Raw genomic sequence first — 15,472 nt, forward strand, 5'->3', positions numbered from 1 at the left:
TGGGGAAGCGACGCGTCCTACTCGCGCTGTCGGGGGCTGAACCGCGGGATCCAGCGCAGGAAGCCGAGCGCTCCCACGAGCCCGACCAGCCCCATCAGCCCGGTCGCGATCGAGAGCGAGGCGATCGCCGTCACGCCCGACACGATCAGCGGGGCGACCGCGCCGCCGGCGTCGGTCAGGGTCCGCCACGATCCCAGGAACGCGGCGGGCTCGTCCTTGGGCGAGACGTCCGCGCCGAGGGTGAGCAGGATGCCGCTGGAGAGCCCGTTGCCGACGCCGAGCACCGCGGCGAGCATTCCGAACCACAGCACGGCGGCGTCGCCGTCGTGCGTGAAGGAGAGCACGAGGAACCCCGCGCCCATCAGCACCATCGCCGGCATCGCGGCCCACAGTCTGCCGAAGCGGTCCATCACCTGGCCGCTCGCGTAGAAGAGGGCGAAGTCGATCGCACCGGACACTCCGACGACCAGAGCGATGGTCTGGGCGTCGAGTCCGATCGACACGCCCCACAGCGGGAGGACGACCTGGCGTGTGGAGCGGACCGCGGAGAGGGACGCCGCGGCGAGCCCGAGCCGGCCGAGGACGCTCCGGTGCAGCCACATGGTCCGGAAGATCCCGGCCCGCTCGACCGACGGGATCGAGCCGGTCACGGCCTCACCGGAGTCCTCTGCGATGGTCGAGGTCGCCGGGATCGGCGGGATGGTCTTCTCCGGATCAGGGCCGAACAGCACGAGCACGACCATGGCGGCCAGGCAGACGAGGAAGAACCAGATCGAGGCGTGCTCGTCTCCGAACACCTGCAGGAGCGCGGCCGTGACGAACGGCCCGATGAAGACGCCGAGCCGGAAGCTCCCGCCCAGCAGTGACAGAGCGCGAGCGCGGAAGGCCACGGGGACCCGTGTGGTCATGAAGGCGTGCCGGGCGAGGCCGAAGGCCGCGGCGCAGAAACCCAGGAGGAACACGGCGGCGGCGAAGACGCCGAGCGCGGGCGCGAACGCCATGCCGAGCACCGCGAGGATCGAGACGGCCCCGGCGATGACCATCGTGAAGCGCTCGCCGATCCGGGCGACGGCCCAGCCGGCCGGAAGGTTCCCGCAGAGCTGGCCGACGACGAGGGCGGAGGAGATGAGAGCGGCGAAGGCGACGTCGGCGCCCATGTTCGCCGCGATCACCGGGATGAGCGGGATGACCGCCCCCTCGCCGAGCGAGAAGAGCACCGTCGGGAGGTACACCATCGGCCCGAACTGCCTCAGGACCGTGGACGCACTGCTCATCGAGGGCAACTCTACTCCCGCGCCGAAGCAGGATAGGCTGGGGTGTCATGCTCGAACTAGATCTCTCCGCCGAAATCCAGGCGCTCAGGCACACCTTCGGCGACATCAGCGAGGTCGTCGATGTCTCCCGGCTCCGCGATGACATCGCGCGACTCAGCGAGGAGGCCGGCGTGCCCGACCTCTGGGACGACACGGAGCGCGCGCAGAAGGTCACCAGCGCCCTCAGCCACCGGCAGTCCGAGCTCGCCCGCATCACCGGCATCGCCCAGCGTCTCGACGACCTCGAGGTCCTCGTCGACCTCGCGAACGAGATGGGGGACGAGGATTCAGCGCTGGAGGCCCGCACCGAGCTCGCAGCCCTCACGGAGATCATCAACCAGCTCGAGGTCCAGACCCTGCTGGACGGGGAGTACGACGAGCGCAGCGCGATCATCACGATCCGCTCCGGCGCCGGCGGCGACGACGCCACCGACTTCGCCGAGATGCTCATGCGCATGTACCTGCGCTGGGCCGAGCAGCACAAGTACCCGGTCAAGGTCATGGACACCTCGTACGCGGAGGGTGCGGGCATCAAGTCGGCGACCTTCGAGGTCGACGCGCCCTACGCCTTCGGCACGTTGAGCGTCGAGGCGGGGACGCACCGCCTCGCCCGCATCAGCCCCTTCGGCTCCGCGGACAAGCGCCAGACGTCGTTCGCCGCCGTCGAGGTCATCCCGCTCATGGAGGAGGCGACCGAGGTGGACATCCCCGAAGGGGACATCCGCGTCGACGTGTTCCGTTCGTCCGGCCCCGGCGGCCAGTCGGTCAACACGACCGACTCCGCCGTGCGCATCACGCACCTCCCCACCGGCATCGTCGTCTCCATGCAGAACGAGAAGTCGCAGATCCAGAACCGCGCCGCCGCCATGCGAGTCCTGCAGACCCGGCTGCTGCTGCTGCAGAAGGAGGAGGAGGCGGCGAAGAAGAAGGAGCTCGCGGGAAACATCACGGCGAGCTGGGGCGACCAGATGCGCTCCTACTTCCTCTACGGCCAGCAGCTCGTGAAGGACCTGCGCACCGGCCACGAGTCCGGCAACCCGGCCGCCGTCTTCGACGGCGACCTGGACGGCTTCATCTCCGCAGGCATCCGCTGGCGCAAGCGCCCCGAAGAGGACTGAGCGCCAGGCTCGTACCGGACTCCTGCACTTCACCGGTCCGGCCCGACGGCGGCCCCGGAGACAAGCCGGCGGGCGCGGAGCGGATGCCGGAATCGCCGGAGTTCGATACGTGCACCGCGCCGCGGGGTGTCGCGCAGGGCTGGGCGGGGAGCGCGCTTAGGCTCGTAGCGCCATGATTCGGTTCGAGAACGTCACCAAGCGCTATCGCGGCACCAAGAGACCCGCCCTCTCGGGGGTCGATTTCGAGGTGCAACGCGGTGAATTCGTCTTCCTCGTCGGAGCGTCGGGCTCGGGGAAGTCCTCCTGTCTGCGCCTCATCCTGCGGGAGGACATCCCCACCACCGGCCGCGTCGCCGTGCTCGGACGGGATCTCCGCGCGCTCGCGAACCGCAAGGTGCCGTATTTCCGTCGGCACATCGGATCGGTCTTCCAGGACTTCCGCCTGCTGCCGTCCAAGACGGTGTACCAGAACGTGGCGTTCACGCTGCAGGTGCTCGGCTCCTCGCGCGGGTTCATCCAGCAGGCCGTCCCCGAGGCGCTCGCCCTGGTCGGTCTGGACGGGAAGCAGAAGCGAATGCCGCACGAGCTCTCCGGCGGCGAGCAGCAGCGTGTGGCCATCGCCCGCGCGCTGGTGAACCGCCCTCAGATCCTCCTCGCCGACGAGCCCACCGGGAACCTGGACCCGGCGACGTCCGTCGGCATCATGCAGCTCCTGGCGCGCATCAACGCGGGAGGCACCACCGTGCTCATGGCGACCCACGAGGCCGGCTTCGTGGATCAGATGCAGCGTCGCGTCATCGAGCTCCGCGACGGCGAGCTCGTACGCGACGAGGTGCACGGCGGCTACGGCGACACCTCGTCGATCCCGCGGCTCGCACCGGAGAGCGAGCGCGGCGCCGCCGCGGTCGCCGCGCTCACCGCGGTGCAGGAGGTCCAGCGCGAGACGGCTTCCATCCCGCCGCTGGACGCCGCGACGATCGAGCGCATGAAGCGTGAGCGCGAGGAGCAGGATCGCGGGGCCCTGGCGCCGGAGGTGACGCGTCCGAGCACCCACCCGATCGTCCTGCCCGCCGTCGACGTCGCGGAGGTGGGGGTCGCCGAGCGGCTCGGCCTCCGAGACGCGGACGACGACGAAGTGGGGCCCACGTCATGAGGGTGGGCCTGATCCTCAGTGAGGCGCTCTCCGGCCTCCGTCGCAACGCGTCCATGGTCATCTCCGTCGTGCTGGTCACCTTCGTCTCGCTGACCTTCGTCGGCGCCGCGATCCTCATGCAGGAGCAGATCGGCACGATGCGCGCCTACTGGTCCGAGCGCGCTCAGGTGGCGGTCTACCTGTGCTCGCCCGTCTCCGAGACGGACACCTGCGTGGACGGCGAGGCGACGCAGGAGCAGCTGGACTTCGTGCAGGCGGAGCTCGACGGCGACGCGCTCTCGCCGCTCATCGCTGACGTGCGCTTCGAGGGCAAGGAGGAGGCCTACGCGAATCTCGTCGAGCTGCTCGGCGAGGACCAGGCGAGCGTCCTCACCGAGGAGCAGATGCAGCAGACCTTCTGGGTGACGTTGAAGGATCCGGCGCAGTCCACGGTCATCGCGGAGTCGTTCAGCGGGGTGCAGGGCGTCGAGGAGGTCGTCGACCAGCTGAAGTACCTCGATCCGCTGTTCTCGGCGCTCACGGTGGCGACCTACATCGCCGTCGGCATCGCCGTGCTCATGCTCATCGCGGCCGTGCTGCTGATCGCCACGACCATCCGCCTCAGCGCCTTCGCGCGGCGCAAGGAGATCGGGATCATGCGTCTCGTCGGCGCCTCGAACCGCGTGATCCAGACGCCGTTCATCCTGGAGGGCGTGTTCGCGGCGTTCCTGGGCTCGGCTCTGGCCAGCGCGGCCGTGCTCGCCGGCGTGCACTTCGGAGTGAACGGCTACCTCCGAGGACGCGTGCCCTCCATCACGACCTGGGTGACAGTGCAGGATGCGGCCTTCGTCGTGCCGGTCCTCATCGTGATCGGCGTCGTGCTGGCCGCGCTCTCGGCCGGTTTCGCGATCCGTCGCTGGCTGCGCACCTGACTTCCGTCGGCTCGCCGGGGCCCGCGAAGCGCGCTATGCTCGAAGGCTGGCCCGGCGGATGCCGGAGCCGTCGCAGCATCAGGAGAGCATCATGCCGAGGGAACGCGGGGAGAAGGTCGTCGCGACCAATCGTCGCGCACGTCACGACTACACGATCGAGAAGTCGTACGAGGCGGGACTCGTGCTCACCGGCACCGAGGTGAAGTCGCTGCGGCAGGGGCGTGCGAACCTCTCCGACGGCTATGCGTACATCAAGGGCAGCGAGGCGTTCCTGGATGCCGTGCACATCCCGGAGTACTCCCAGGGGCACTGGACCAATCACGCGGCCAAGCGCGTGCGCAAGCTCCTCCTGCATCGCGAGGAGATCCAGAAGCTGGAGCACGCGGTCTCCGCGGGCGGCTACACGCTGATCCCGCTGAAGCTGTACTTCTCGGATGGCAGAGCGAAGGTCGAGATCGCGCTCGCGAAGGGCAAGCGCGAGTACGACAAGAGGCAGACTCTGCGCGAACGGCAGGACACCCGCGAGGCCGAACGGGCTATGCGACTGCGCAACCGCGTGGGGGAGTGACGCGGTCGGAGCTGCGGCGCGCTCAGCGAGTCGAGGCGCTCGTGCCGGGCGAGCGTCAGCGAGTCGAAGCGAAGCCGAACACCCGGCCGAGGAACGCCAGCTCGCGCTCCAAGGCGTCGACGATCGTCCCTGCGCTGCGGAACCCGTGGCCTTCGCCCGGGTACACGACGTATTCGTGGGCGATGCCTCGCTCGGCGAGGGCATCCCTGACCCTCTCCGACTGCGAGGGAGGAACGACTCTGTCGTCCGCGCCCTGCAGGAGGAGCACGGGCATGTCGATGCGATCGACATGGCTGAGCGGCGAACGATCGATGTAGATCTGCTCCGCGCCGGGGAGCGGGCCGACGAGCCCGTCCAGGTAGCAGCGCTCGAAGTCGTGCGTGTCCTCGGCGAGGGCGCGCAGATCCGTCACACCGTAGCGGCTGATGCCCGCCGCGAAGACTCCGCCGCGCACGAGGGCGGACAGCACGGTCCACCCGCCGGCTGACCCTCCGCGGATCGCGATGCGGGCCGGATCCGCCAGCCCGGAGTCCGCGAGTCCCTGGGCCGCCGCGAGGACGTCGTCGACGTCGACGATCCCCCAGTTCCCGTTCAGCCGCTCGCGATAGGCACGGCCGTACCCCGTCGAGCCGCCGTAGTTCACGTCGAGGATGCCGATGCCGCGGCTCGTGTAGTACGCGACGGCGGCTGATGCCGCGCCCGTCACATGGGCGGTCGGGCCGCCGTGCACGAACACGATGTAGGGCGGCAGCCCGCCCTCCGGCGCCTCCTGCTCGGGATTCGAGGGGGGATACGCGAACGCGTGCACGGGGCCGTGGGGACCGTCGACGACGAGCGGCATCGCCGGCGGCATCCACTCCGGCTCGACGGCCGTCCCGCCGCGGAGAGCACGGACCGCGCCGGAGTCGATGTCGACGAGCCAGAGGCCGGCGGTCGTGCGCGACCCGCTGCCGGTGAGCAGGATGCGCGTGCCGTCGGCGTCGTCGATGCTGACGTGCCCGTCGGCCGGGACGTCGAGGGCGTGCTCATCTCCGTTCGGCGAGTGCACCACGACCTCGTCCCTGCCATTCGTGCGCACGGCGGCGATGCGGGCGTCGTCGAGCGGGCGGTACCAGCGGTTGCCGAGCACCCACAGGCCGTACCCGGTGTCGGCGTCGGCCGGAGCGATGGGCGTCGCCGGTCCCTTCGGCGCGATCCCGTCCAGCATCTGGCGATGCAGGCCCCATCGGCCGCCGGGATCGTCCGCGTACAGCAGGGCGTCGTCGCCCTGCCACTCCGGCTGGAGCGCTGCGCGGGTGTCGAGCACGACGACCTCGCCGTCGGCGATGCGAAGGATCGCCGCCTGCGCGCTGTCCCAGGGCATCCGCCGTCCGCTCCACTGCACCCACGCCAAGCGCGTGCCGTCCGGCGAGAGCGCAGGATGCGCGAAGAACCCCGGGCCCTCCGCGTGCACCGCGACGGCGCCGGACCCGTCGAGGGCGATCTCCACGATCGCCCGCAGATGCGGCCGGGTGGTCAGGTCCTCGCGCACCGCGAACAGGCGGCCGTGCTGCAGGCGGAGTCCGCCGTGGTTCGGGCCGGGGACGGTGAGGGGCTCGGGCACGCCGCCCGGTGGCAGCCGGTGGACCCGCTGATCCTTCGCATCGACGAAGTACAGGACGCCATCGGCGTCCGCCGTCCACGCCCCGCCGCCGTACTCGTGCACGCGGGAGCGCGCGCTCCACGGCTCGGGAAGGACCTCTGCACCGGAGGAGCTGCGCACCGCGACGCGTCCGCCCTGCGTCGGCACCGACTCGCCCCACCAGACCTCGTCGCCCACGAACAGCGCACCGTCGATGCGGGGTGCCGAGGACGCGATGTCGACGGCGTGGAAGGGGGAGGACCAGGAACCGTACGGCGACGACATGCTCCGAGCGTATCCGGAGCCGGCGCCGGACACCTGTGCGAGCGGGTCAGACCGCGCGCAGCACCGCCACCACCTTGCCGAGCACGACGGCGTCGTCGCCGAGGATGGGCTCGAAGGCGGAGTTGCGGGGGAGCAGCCACGTGTGGCCGTCGCGGCGGCGGAAGGTCTTGACGGTGGCCTCGCCGTCGAGCATCGCGGCGACGATCTCGCCGTTCTCGGCATCGTTCTGCGCGCGGATGACGACCCAGTCGCCGTCGCAGATGGCGGCGTCGATCATCGACTCGCCCGACACCTTCAGCATGAACAGGTCGCCCTTGCCCACCAGCTGGCGGGGCAGCGGGAAGATCTCCTCCACCTGCTGCTCCGCCGTGATCGGCACGCCGGCGGCGATCCGGCCGACCAGCGGGACCAGCGCCGCATCGCCGACGGGCGTCGCGGCGTCGGCGGGGTTCTCGGTCCCGGTCCCCGGCAGGTCGATGAGGACCTCCATGGCACGGGTCTTGCCCGGGTCGCGGCGCAGATAGCCGCTCAGCTCGAGCTGTCCGAGCTGATGCGTCACGCTGGAGAGCGACTTCAGCCCGACGGCGTCGCCGATCTCGCGCATGCTCGGCGGATAGCCGTGCCGTGCGATCGAGGTCTGGATGACCTCGAGGATCGCCATCTGCTTCGCGCTCAGATTCTTGCGTCGGCGCGTGCGCGGGGCATCGCCCGCCGCGGCTGCTGCGTCGCTCATGGCTGCTCCTTCGTGGGCTGATCGGCCGCTGCCGCGCCGATGTCGGTGGCCCGTGGTGGGGTGTCGTTATCGAAACCGTAGCCGAGAAACGACGCAGCAGAGAAGATCTGTTCGAGCGTGTCGGAACATTCTCCCCGGCGATTTCGAAGAAGGCTTGACATGGATTCGAAATCGAAGATAGATTCGGTACGTAGCTTCGCATTCTCCGCTCCCGGCCGAGTGGAGAATGCGAACGCTACGCCAAAGCTCCCGAAGGGGAGAGGAAGCACGAGGAGCAGCATCATGAGCAGCATCACCGTCACCGCGTCGCCCATCCGTCCCGCCGTGCCCGCTACGCGCCTGCGGCTGACGGCCAGGGGCCGCGGCGTGCTGCTCGCCCTCGCCGCGCTTCCGCTCGCCGTCGGTCTCGCCTTCGCCGCGTTGAGCGGCGGCTCCGCCTACGCAGGCGGCGAGGAGGTCACCGCGTCCTTCGAGACGGTGACCGTGATGCCGGGCGACACGCTCTGGTCGATCGCCGAGGAGATCGCTCCCGGCGCAGACCCGCGCGAGGTCGTGCATGCGATCGAGACGCTCAACGTCCTCGACAGCGGGGTGCTGATGATCGGCGAAGAGCTCGCGATCCCGGCGGCTTACGCGGGATGATCCTCCGCGGGGCGAGGCGCGGGATTCGGCGTCACCCCGTAGGTCGACGACTCTGCGAGTCGTCAGCTCTACGATGGGGAGGGTGACCTCTCTCGATGATCTTCCGCTTCGGGCCGATCTCCGCGGCCTCACTCCATACGGCGCGCCTCAGGCTCCGCTTCCCGTCGCCCTGAACGTCAACGAGAACACGCACCCCGTCCCGGATGCGGTCGCCAGCGACATCCTCGACGACATCGCCGTCGCGCTGCGGGACGTCAACCGCTATCCCGACCGGGAGTTCACGGCGCTGCGGGAAGGCTTCGCCGAGTACCTCGGCCACGGGCTGAGCGCCGATCGGATCTGGGCGGGCAACGGCTCGAACGAGGTGCTGCAGCACATCCTCCAGGCTTTCGGGGGGCCGGGTCGCACCGCGTTCGGCTTCGTTCCCACCTACTCGATGTATCCGCTCATCACGCAGGGGACGGGAGCCGACTGGATAGCGGGCGTGCGCGAGCCGGACTACTCGATCACCGCGGAGGACGCGGCTGCGCAGGTCGCCGCCGCCGATCCGGACATCGTTCTGCTCTGCTCGCCGAACAACCCGACGGGGACTCCGCTCGGGCTCGACGTCGTCGAGGCGGTCTACGGGGCTGCTCGAGGCGTGGTCGTCGTCGACGAGGCCTATCAGGAGTTCGCGCCGCGCGAGGCGCCGTCCGCGCTCACGCTGCTGGATGGCCGCCCGAGGCTGGCCGTCTCCCGCACGATGAGCAAGGCGTTCGCCTTCGCCGGCGCACGGGTGGGGTATCTCGCCGCGGATCCCGCGTTCATCGATGCGCTCCGGCTCGTGCGTCTGCCGTATCACCTCAGCGCGCTGACCCAGGCCGCTGCGGTGGCCGCCCTCCGCAACTCCGGCACGATGCTGGCGATGGTCGAAGAGATCGTGGAGCAGCGCGACCGGATCACCGCCACTCTGGAGGCTCTCGGCTACGTCCCGCACGAGTCGTGGTCCAACTTCGTCCTGTTCGGCGGCGTGAGCGATCCGAAGGCGACCTGGCAGGCGCTCTACGACCAGGGCGTCCTGGTGCGCGACGTCGGCATTCCAGGGCACCTGCGTGTGACCGCGGGCACCGAGGCCGAGACGACGGCGTTCCTCGACGCCCTGGCGTCGATAGAATCGGCGTCATGAGCCGCACCGCCCGCCGCACCCGCAGCACGTCCGAGTCGACCGTCGAGCTGGAGCTGGACCTCGACGGAACCGGTGCGAGCCGCATCGACACCTCCGTGCCCTTCTTCGACCACATGCTGACGGCGTTCGCGAAGCACTCGCTCACGGACCTCACGGTTCGCGCCTCCGGCGACACGGTCATCGACGCCCACCACACGGTCGAGGACATCTCCATCGTGCTGGGGCAGGCGATCCGCGAGGCGCTGGGCGACAAGTCCGGCATCTCCCGGTACGGCGACGCCCTCGTGCCTCTGGACGAGGCGCTCGCGCAGGCCGTCGTCGACATCAGCGGCCGTCCCTATCTCGTCCACACCGGCGAGCCGACGGGATTCGAGCACCACCTGATCGGGGGGCACTTCACCGGCTCCCTCGTCCGCCACAGCTTCGAGGCGATCACCTTCAACGCCGGCCTGACGGTGCACGTCCGCGTGCTCGGCGGTCGCGACCCGCACCACATCGCGGAGGCGGAGTACAAGGCGTTCGCCCGTGCGTTCCGCCAGGCCAAGGCGCTCGATCCGCTCGTCGACGGCATCCCGTCCACCAAGGGCGCGCTATGAGCGCGCCCCGCGTCGCCGTCTTCGACTATGAGTCCGGGAACGTCCACTCGGCCGTCAAGGCGCTGATCGCCGCCGGCGCGGATGCCGTGCTCACCGGCGATCGTGCGGAGGCGCTCGAGGCCGACGGCCTCGTAGTGCCCGGCGTCGGAGCCTTCGCCGCCGTGCGCGATGCTCTGCATGCGCACGGCGGAGACGAGATCATCGAGCGCCGCCTCGCCGGGGGGAGGGCCGTGCTCGGCATCTGCGTCGGCATGCAGGTGCTGTTCGAGCGCGGGGTCGAGCGAGGACGCGATTCGCAGGGTCTCGGCGAGTGGCCGGGAGCGGTGACCGAGCTCGATGCGCCGGTGCTCCCGCACATGGGCTGGAACACGGTGACGCCCGATGAGGGCAGCGTGCTGTTCCGCGGCATCGAGGACGAGCGCTTCTACTTCGTGCACTCGTACGCCGCCCGCTCCTGGGAGCTGGAGGTCATGCCGCCGTTCCCCGAGCCGGTGCTCACCTGGACGACCTACGGCTCGCCCTTCCTCGCCGCGGTGGAGAACGGCCCGCTGTCCGCGACGCAGTTCCACCCGGAGAAGTCCGGGGATGCCGGCATCCGTCTCCTGCGCAACTGGGTGCAGAGCCTGAGCTGACCGGCTTCCCGGGACGTCACGCGTTTTGAACCCTGCGGCCCGTCGGACTATTGTCGGTTCTCGTGTCCGTGAACGGGCGCTCCCACAGCATCCGAGGATGACATGAACGACTTCGCGTCCACCCCCCACCTCACCCTTCTCCCCGCCGTCGATGTCGCGGGCGGCAAGGCGGTCCGCCTGACGCAGGGCGAGGCGGGCAGCGAGACCAGCTACGGCGACCCGCTGGACGCCGCGGGGGAGTGGGTGGATCAGGGCGCCGAGTGGATCCATCTCGTCGACCTGGACGCGGCCTTCGGCCGAGGCTCCAACGCCGGGATCCTGCGCAAGGTCATCAAGCAGTTCCGCAGCGTGAACGTCGAGCTCTCCGGAGGCATCCGCGACGACGCCAGCCTCGAGGCCGCGCTGGAGACCGGCGCGGCGCGCATCAATCTCGGAACGGCCGCGCTCGAGAACCCGGAGTGGGCCGCAGACGTCATCGGCCGCTTCGGCGAAGCCGTGGCCGTCGGACTCGACGTGCGCGGCACGACCCTCGCCGCCCGCGGCTGGACCAAGGAAGGCGGTGACCTCTGGGAGGTGCTCGAGCGCCTGGAGGAAGCCGGCTGCAGTCGTTACGTCGTCACCGACGTCACCAAGGACGGCACGCTGCGCGGACCGAACCTCGAGCTGCTGCGCGAGGTCACCGCCCGCACGCCGAAGCCGGTCGTCGCCTCCGGCGGCATCTCGAACCTGGACGACATCGCCGCTCTGCGCGAGCTCGTGCCCCTGGGCGTCGAGGGGGCCATCGTGGGCAAGGCGCTCTATGCGGGAGCCTTCACGCTGGCAGAGGCGCTGGATGTCGCAGGGGACTGACGGCTCCTGCGACCACGGCGGCGCGGCGTCCTCGGGCGCAGCGGGCGACTCGGCGGGGGTTCCGTGGGAGGGACGCAGCTTCGAGCCGAATCCGCATGTCGCGGACGACGGCTCGGCCGATCCCGCGCTGCTGAGCGCGCTGCTCCGCTTCCGCGCAGGTGAGGGGAGTCAGGTCGAGGTCGTCGATGCGTTCCGCGGTGCGCGTGTGCTGATCCCGCTCATCGCGGAGAAAGGCGAGGAGGGCGTCGCACCCTCCGGCCTGGCGGTCGACAAGACCCAGGAGCTGTCGATCGTGACGGTCGCCGCTCCGGACGGACGTCGCGTGCAGCCGGTCTTCTCGTCCGTTCAGGCGATGCAGCGGTGGGACGCCTCGGCGCGCCCGATCCCGGTGGAGGCCGTGCGGGCGGCTCTCGCGGCTTCCGCCGAGGACACCGATCTCATCGTGCTGGACCCGACCGACGACACCGAGTTCGTGTTGCGCCGCCCCGCCGTCTGGGCCGTCGCGCAGGGGGAGCGGTGGGAGCCGAGCTTCCTCTCCCCGGCGGTCTTCTCGGCCCTGCAGGAGAGCGTCGCGCACGAGCTCGCGGTGATCGACGTGGCTGTCTCCGCCGGCGACCCGGACGCGCGTCTGCGCGGACCGGAGCTCGTCGTGAGCCTGGAGCTGGTCGACGGGCTGGAGCGCGAGGTCCTGGATGCGGTCCTGGCCCGTCTCGCGCAGCGCTGGGCCGCGGACGATCGCATCGCCGTGCTGGCGGACTCCCTGACGGTGAAGCTCCGCCGCTCCGCCTGAACGGGCGAGACTTCGTCTGCGGCGCCGAGACTTTGCCCGCGGCGCGAGGAGTCCCCAGGCGGGCTCGGTCTCGGGCGGCAGGAGACGTCTCGCGGCGAGGCCGCGGTAAGTAGCATTGGGACATGCGTAAGGCATGGACCGCAGGCGCCCTGGCGAGCGCGCTGCTCGCCCTGAGCGCGGGCTGTGCTCCCGTCGCCTGTCCGGCGATCGGGTGGGTCAACGCCATCACGGTGGATGCTTCGGCCCTCGGCGACGCGGTGTTCGTGCAGCTGTGCGTCGAGGAGGCGTGCTCTCCCGCCCCGGATGCGGTCGATGCCGATTCCTCGCCGATCATGGTCACGACCGGTGAGGACGCCTGGGCGTTCAGCCTCATCGACATGACCACCCCCGGGGAGGTCTCGATCCGCGTCTACGATCTCGAAGGCGTCCTTCTGCGGGAGTCCGACCATGACGTGCGCTGGACGCATTCCACCGAGGTCTGCGGCGGTCCGTCGACGGCCGAGCCCGTCGTGCTCACATCCTGAACGCGGTGCCGACTCGTGAGAGATCATCGGCGTCGCGAGAAACGCCTGCGAGGGTGGTTCTTCGCGACGGAAGTGGTTTCTCGCGGGGCGTCATGCGGCGTGGAGCGGGTCAGGTGACCGGGCCGGTCCACTTCTCGCCCGGCCCCTTGCCGATGGGGTCGGGGATGCTCGACGTCTCGCGGAACGCCAGCTGAAGGGAGCGCAGACCATCGCGCAGCGAGCGCGCGTGCATGTCGCTGATCTCGGGGGCGCCGGCGGTGATGAGACCCGCCAGGGCGTTGATGAGCTTGCGCGCCTCGTCGAGGTCGAGCTGGGCATCGGGGTCGTCGGCGAGGCCGAGCTTGACGGCCGCCGCGCTCATCAGGTGCACGGCGGCGGTGGTGATGACCTCGACCGCAGGGACATCGGCGATGTCACGGGTCGCGGCGGATGCGGCGTCCTCCTGCCTGGCCCACTCCTCGTGCCGGTGGTCGTCGCCTGATGTCTGGGTCGTCACTTCTCTGCCTTGCTTTCCGGAAGGGCCTTGCCTTCTGCTAGACTATGCCGGGCTCCGGAACGTTTTGCTCCGGTACGAAAGAGGATTCACTTCCCACCCGCGCTTGCCGTTCCAGGCTACCGGGTCTTGCACTCCACCGGCTCCGCTCGAAAGAGCAGCCGGCAGGCAGGGTGCCAGCCGGTATCTGAAATGCCGGCGGGTGGGAGACGATTCCGATTTCGCTCGGGATGCCGACAGCATCCCGATGGCCGAAACCATCGTCTAAGGAGTTCCGCATCAGCGATCCCCGCACCAATGAGCGCATCCGCGTCCCCGAGGTCCGCCTCGTCGGTCCCGCGGGTGAGCAGATCGGCGTCGTCCGCATCGAGGCGGCGCTGCGCCTTGCGCAGGAAGCCGACCTCGACCTCGTCGAGGTGGCCCCCAACTCGAAGCCTCCCGTGGTCAAGATCATGGACTACGGCAAGTTCAAGTACGAGGCCGCGCAGAAGGCGAAGGAAGCCCGTCGCAACCAGGCGAACACGATCCTCAAGGAAGTCCGCTTCCGTCTGAAGATCGAGGCTCATGACTACACGACGAAGCTCAAGCGCGCCGAGGGCTTCCTCAAGGCCGGAGACAAGGTCAAGGCGATGATCCTGTTCCGCGGTCGTGAGCAGTCCCGCCCGGAGCAGGGTGTGCGCCTGCTGCGCAAGTTCGCCGAGGACGTGGCCGAGTTCGGCACCGTCGAGTCGAACCCGACGATCGACGGACGAAACATGGTCATGGTCGTGGCTCCGCTGAAGAACAAGTCCGAGGCGAAGGCCGAGCAGAACGCCGTGCGCGCCGCCAACAAGCAGGCCGCCCGCGACGCCAAGGGCTCCGACGCCCCGGCCGATGCCCCGGCGGAGTGACCGTCCCACAGACTCCCGCATCGCGCGGGTGAACACCGTCGCCTGAGAAGGCGCCATACGAAGGAAGAGAAGATGCCGAAGCAGAAGACCCACTCGGGTGCGAAGAAGCGCTTCAAGATCACCGGAAGCGGAAAGCTGAAGAAGCAGCAGGCCGGTATGCGCCACAACCTCGAGCACAAGTCGAGCCGCCGCACCCGTCGCCTCAACCAGGACCAGGTGCTGTCGAAGAACGACACCAAGGTCGCCAAGAAGCTTCTCGGCCGCTGACGCGCCCGAACGCACGAACAGGAACACAGGAAAATGGCAAGAGTCAAGAGGGCGGTCAACGCCCACAAGAAGCGTCGCGTCATCCTCGAGCGCGCGTCCGGCTACCGCGGGCAGCGTTCGCGCCTCTACCGCAAGGCCAAGGAGCAGGTCACCCACTCCCTCGTCTACGCGTACCGCGACCGTCGCAAGCGCAAGGGCGACTTCCGTCGTCTGTGGATCCAGCGCATCAACGCCGCTGCCCGTCAGAACGGCATCACGTACAACCGCTTCATCCAGGGCCTCGGCCTCGCGGGCGTGCAGGTCGACCGTCGTATCCTCGCGGAGCTCGCGGTGAACGAGCCCGCGACCTTCGCCTCGCTCGTCGAGACGGCCAAGAAGGCGCTGCCTTCGGACGTCAACGCTCCGAAGTCGGCGGCGTAAGCCTCCACACCGAGACGGGCGTCCTCCCCAGGGAGGGCGCCCGTTCCGCATGTCAGGCGGAGGGCCGCCGACGGAAGCCGCGCGAGATCGCCGCGTCGAGGCACAGGACGGCGACGACGGCCGCGGCGTAGACGAGCAGATCGCGCTGGTCGAAGCCCTGACCGAGCACGAGGGCGGCGATCGGGAAAGCTCGAGCGGCGGCCGTGGGGACCCCGGTGAGCTGGAGCAGCTCGATCCCGAAGCAGAACAGCAGTGCGAGCGCGGCGAGCGTCGTGCGGGAGGTGCGCGGCAGCACCAGCACGGCGAGCAGATAGATCAGCACCGCGTAGAGCGCATCGCCGGCGATGTCGCCCACGGCGCCGGAGACGGAACGATGGACGATCAGCCCCGCTGCGATCGTCAGCGTGGCGCACACGGCTGCCGTCGCCCGTCGCAGGGCCGCAGAACGTCGAGGGGATGCCGTCACAGCGGGACCCTACGCGGGCGATCTTCGGAGAAGCTG

Annotated in this window: 20 protein-coding genes; 14 read left to right on the forward strand and 6 right to left on the reverse strand. The window is 69.8% G+C overall.

Annotated elements, in window-relative coordinates:
* Positions 1-17 precede the first annotated feature (17 nt).
* The gene (locus ACYVGQ_RS14750) at positions 18-1,274 is read right to left on the reverse strand and encodes an MFS transporter (RefSeq protein ID WP_460785406.1); all 1,257 of its coding nucleotides are present in this window, start codon (positions 1,272-1,274) and stop codon (positions 18-20) included.
* A gap of 47 nt (positions 1,275-1,321) precedes the next feature.
* Here ACYVGQ_RS14750 and prfB point away from each other — a divergent pair, with 47 nt between their 5' ends.
* The 4 genes from prfB (at position 1,322) to smpB (ending at position 5,063) form a co-directional block, all read left to right on the forward strand.
* The gene (gene prfB / locus ACYVGQ_RS14755) at positions 1,322-2,431 is read left to right on the forward strand and encodes a peptide chain release factor 2 (protein WP_460785407.1); all 1,110 of its coding nucleotides are present in this window, start codon (positions 1,322-1,324) and stop codon (positions 2,429-2,431) included.
* A 172-nt stretch (positions 2,432-2,603) separates the two neighbouring features.
* Positions 2,604-3,584: a cell division ATP-binding protein FtsE gene (gene ftsE / locus ACYVGQ_RS14760; RefSeq protein ID WP_460785408.1), complete on the forward strand. Its 981-nt coding sequence runs from the start codon at positions 2,604-2,606 to the stop codon at positions 3,582-3,584.
* A complete protein-coding gene (gene ftsX / locus ACYVGQ_RS14765; RefSeq protein ID WP_460785409.1) occupies positions 3,581-4,495 on the forward strand; it encodes a permease-like cell division protein FtsX in 915 nt (304 codons plus the stop codon). Before ftsE ends, ftsX begins: the two co-directional genes overlap by 4 nt.
* 91 nt (positions 4,496-4,586) lie before the next feature.
* Complete coding sequence (smpB, locus tag ACYVGQ_RS14770; protein ID WP_460785410.1) at positions 4,587-5,063, forward strand: SsrA-binding protein SmpB; 477 nt, start codon at positions 4,587-4,589, stop codon at positions 5,061-5,063.
* 55 nt (positions 5,064-5,118) lie between these two features.
* Here the strand turns inward: smpB and ACYVGQ_RS14775 are convergent, their stop codons facing one another.
* From ACYVGQ_RS14775 to ACYVGQ_RS14785, 3 genes are read right to left on the reverse strand one after another with little or no spacing between them, the layout of a single operon-like run.
* Positions 5,119-6,969, reverse strand: coding sequence for a S9 family peptidase (locus ACYVGQ_RS14775; protein ID WP_460785411.1), 1,851 nt, complete (start codon positions 6,967-6,969; stop codon positions 5,119-5,121).
* Positions 6,970-7,015: 46 nt separating this feature from the next.
* Positions 7,016-7,702: a transcriptional repressor LexA gene (lexA, locus tag ACYVGQ_RS14780; RefSeq protein WP_460785412.1), complete on the reverse strand. Its 687-nt coding sequence runs from the start codon at positions 7,700-7,702 to the stop codon at positions 7,016-7,018.
* Positions 7,699-8,016: a hypothetical protein gene (locus ACYVGQ_RS14785; protein WP_460785413.1), complete on the reverse strand. Its 318-nt coding sequence runs from the start codon at positions 8,014-8,016 to the stop codon at positions 7,699-7,701. The genes lexA and ACYVGQ_RS14785 overlap by 4 nt, the downstream gene beginning before the upstream one ends.
* Between ACYVGQ_RS14785 and ACYVGQ_RS14790 the strand changes: the two genes are divergently transcribed.
* The 7 genes from ACYVGQ_RS14790 (at position 7,985) to ACYVGQ_RS14820 (ending at position 12,900) form a co-directional block, all read left to right on the forward strand.
* The gene (locus ACYVGQ_RS14790) at positions 7,985-8,344 is read left to right on the forward strand and encodes a LysM peptidoglycan-binding domain-containing protein (RefSeq protein WP_460785414.1); all 360 of its coding nucleotides are present in this window, start codon (positions 7,985-7,987) and stop codon (positions 8,342-8,344) included. The genes ACYVGQ_RS14785 and ACYVGQ_RS14790 overlap by 32 nt on opposite strands.
* Positions 8,345-8,417: 73 nt before the next feature.
* Complete coding sequence (locus ACYVGQ_RS14795) at positions 8,418-9,509, forward strand: histidinol-phosphate transaminase (protein WP_460785415.1); 1,092 nt, start codon at positions 8,418-8,420, stop codon at positions 9,507-9,509.
* The gene (gene hisB / locus ACYVGQ_RS14800; protein ID WP_460785416.1) at positions 9,506-10,105 is read left to right on the forward strand and encodes an imidazoleglycerol-phosphate dehydratase HisB; all 600 of its coding nucleotides are present in this window, start codon (positions 9,506-9,508) and stop codon (positions 10,103-10,105) included. Before ACYVGQ_RS14795 ends, hisB begins: the two co-directional genes overlap by 4 nt.
* The gene (gene hisH, locus ACYVGQ_RS14805; protein ID WP_460785417.1) at positions 10,102-10,737 is read left to right on the forward strand and encodes an imidazole glycerol phosphate synthase subunit HisH; all 636 of its coding nucleotides are present in this window, start codon (positions 10,102-10,104) and stop codon (positions 10,735-10,737) included. Before hisB ends, hisH begins: the two co-directional genes overlap by 4 nt.
* 102 nt (positions 10,738-10,839) lie before the next feature.
* Positions 10,840-11,586 carry a bifunctional 1-(5-phosphoribosyl)-5-((5-phosphoribosylamino)methylideneamino)imidazole-4-carboxamide isomerase/phosphoribosylanthranilate isomerase PriA gene (gene priA, locus ACYVGQ_RS14810; RefSeq protein WP_460785418.1) on the forward strand — a complete coding sequence of 249 codons (747 nt, stop codon included), beginning with the start codon at positions 10,840-10,842 and terminating at the stop codon, positions 11,584-11,586.
* The gene (locus tag ACYVGQ_RS14815; RefSeq protein WP_460785419.1) at positions 11,570-12,376 is read left to right on the forward strand and encodes an SseB family protein; all 807 of its coding nucleotides are present in this window, start codon (positions 11,570-11,572) and stop codon (positions 12,374-12,376) included. Before priA ends, ACYVGQ_RS14815 begins: the two co-directional genes overlap by 17 nt.
* 122 nt (positions 12,377-12,498) lie before the next feature.
* Complete coding sequence (locus ACYVGQ_RS14820) at positions 12,499-12,900, forward strand: hypothetical protein (protein ID WP_460785420.1); 402 nt, start codon at positions 12,499-12,501, stop codon at positions 12,898-12,900.
* A gap of 109 nt (positions 12,901-13,009) precedes the next feature.
* On the opposite strand, the gene ACYVGQ_RS14825 is transcribed toward ACYVGQ_RS14820, so the two are convergent.
* Positions 13,010-13,396 (reverse strand): DUF1844 domain-containing protein, encoded by a 387-nt coding sequence (locus ACYVGQ_RS14825; protein ID WP_460785421.1) that lies wholly within the window; start codon positions 13,394-13,396, stop codon positions 13,010-13,012.
* A gap of 227 nt (positions 13,397-13,623) precedes the next feature.
* Between ACYVGQ_RS14825 and infC the strand changes: the two genes are divergently transcribed.
* The 3 genes from infC (at position 13,624) to rplT (ending at position 14,970) form a co-directional block, all read left to right on the forward strand.
* The gene (gene infC, locus ACYVGQ_RS14830; protein WP_460785422.1) at positions 13,624-14,283 is read left to right on the forward strand and encodes a translation initiation factor IF-3; all 660 of its coding nucleotides are present in this window, start codon (positions 13,624-13,626) and stop codon (positions 14,281-14,283) included.
* 72 nt (positions 14,284-14,355) lie between these two features.
* On the forward strand, positions 14,356-14,550 hold the full coding sequence (gene rpmI, locus ACYVGQ_RS14835) for a 50S ribosomal protein L35 (protein WP_243232621.1): 195 nt from the start codon (positions 14,356-14,358) through the stop codon (positions 14,548-14,550).
* A 33-nt stretch (positions 14,551-14,583) separates the two neighbouring features.
* Entirely contained in the window at positions 14,584-14,970 is a 387-nt protein-coding gene (gene rplT, locus ACYVGQ_RS14840; RefSeq protein WP_460785423.1) for a 50S ribosomal protein L20, read from the forward strand.
* 52 nt (positions 14,971-15,022) lie between these two features.
* On the opposite strand, the gene ACYVGQ_RS14845 is transcribed toward rplT, so the two are convergent.
* On the reverse strand, positions 15,023-15,436 hold the full coding sequence (locus ACYVGQ_RS14845; protein ID WP_460785424.1) for a ribosomal maturation YjgA family protein: 414 nt from the start codon (positions 15,434-15,436) through the stop codon (positions 15,023-15,025).
* Between the last annotated feature and the right edge of the window lie 36 nt (positions 15,437-15,472).

It is taken from the genome of Microbacterium tumbae, from assembly GCF_054780175.1.

Bases quoted from the DNA above. Each gene is read 5' to 3' on its own strand.
- ACYVGQ_RS14750 (WP_460785406.1), bottom strand. From the start codon at position 1,274: ATGAGCAGTGCGTCCACGGTCCTGAGGCAGTTCGGGCCGATGGTGTAC.
- prfB (WP_460785407.1), top strand. From the start codon at position 1,322: ATGCTCGAACTAGATCTCTCCGCCGAAATCCAGGCGCTCAGGCACACC.
- ftsE (WP_460785408.1), top strand. From the start codon at position 2,604: ATGATTCGGTTCGAGAACGTCACCAAGCGCTATCGCGGCACCAAGAGA.
- ftsX (WP_460785409.1), top strand. From the start codon at position 3,581: ATGAGGGTGGGCCTGATCCTCAGTGAGGCGCTCTCCGGCCTCCGTCGC.
- smpB (WP_460785410.1), top strand. From the start codon at position 4,587: ATGCCGAGGGAACGCGGGGAGAAGGTCGTCGCGACCAATCGTCGCGCA.
- ACYVGQ_RS14775 (WP_460785411.1), bottom strand. From the start codon at position 6,969: ATGTCGTCGCCGTACGGTTCCTGGTCCTCCCCCTTCCACGCCGTCGAC.
- lexA (WP_460785412.1), bottom strand. From the start codon at position 7,702: ATGAGCGACGCAGCAGCCGCGGCGGGCGATGCCCCGCGCACGCGCCGA.
- ACYVGQ_RS14790 (WP_460785414.1), top strand. From the start codon at position 7,985: ATGAGCAGCATCACCGTCACCGCGTCGCCCATCCGTCCCGCCGTGCCC.
- ACYVGQ_RS14785 (WP_460785413.1), bottom strand. From the start codon at position 8,016: ATGGGCGACGCGGTGACGGTGATGCTGCTCATGATGCTGCTCCTCGTG.
- ACYVGQ_RS14795 (WP_460785415.1), top strand. From the start codon at position 8,418: ATGGGGAGGGTGACCTCTCTCGATGATCTTCCGCTTCGGGCCGATCTC.
- hisB (WP_460785416.1), top strand. From the start codon at position 9,506: ATGAGCCGCACCGCCCGCCGCACCCGCAGCACGTCCGAGTCGACCGTC.
- hisH (WP_460785417.1), top strand. From the start codon at position 10,102: ATGAGCGCGCCCCGCGTCGCCGTCTTCGACTATGAGTCCGGGAACGTC.
- priA (WP_460785418.1), top strand. From the start codon at position 10,840: ATGAACGACTTCGCGTCCACCCCCCACCTCACCCTTCTCCCCGCCGTC.
- ACYVGQ_RS14815 (WP_460785419.1), top strand. From the start codon at position 11,570: ATGTCGCAGGGGACTGACGGCTCCTGCGACCACGGCGGCGCGGCGTCC.
- ACYVGQ_RS14820 (WP_460785420.1), top strand. From the start codon at position 12,499: ATGCGTAAGGCATGGACCGCAGGCGCCCTGGCGAGCGCGCTGCTCGCC.
- infC (WP_460785422.1), top strand. From the start codon at position 13,624: ATGCCGACAGCATCCCGATGGCCGAAACCATCGTCTAAGGAGTTCCGC.
- rpmI (WP_243232621.1), top strand. From the start codon at position 14,356: ATGCCGAAGCAGAAGACCCACTCGGGTGCGAAGAAGCGCTTCAAGATC.
- rplT (WP_460785423.1), top strand. From the start codon at position 14,584: ATGGCAAGAGTCAAGAGGGCGGTCAACGCCCACAAGAAGCGTCGCGTC.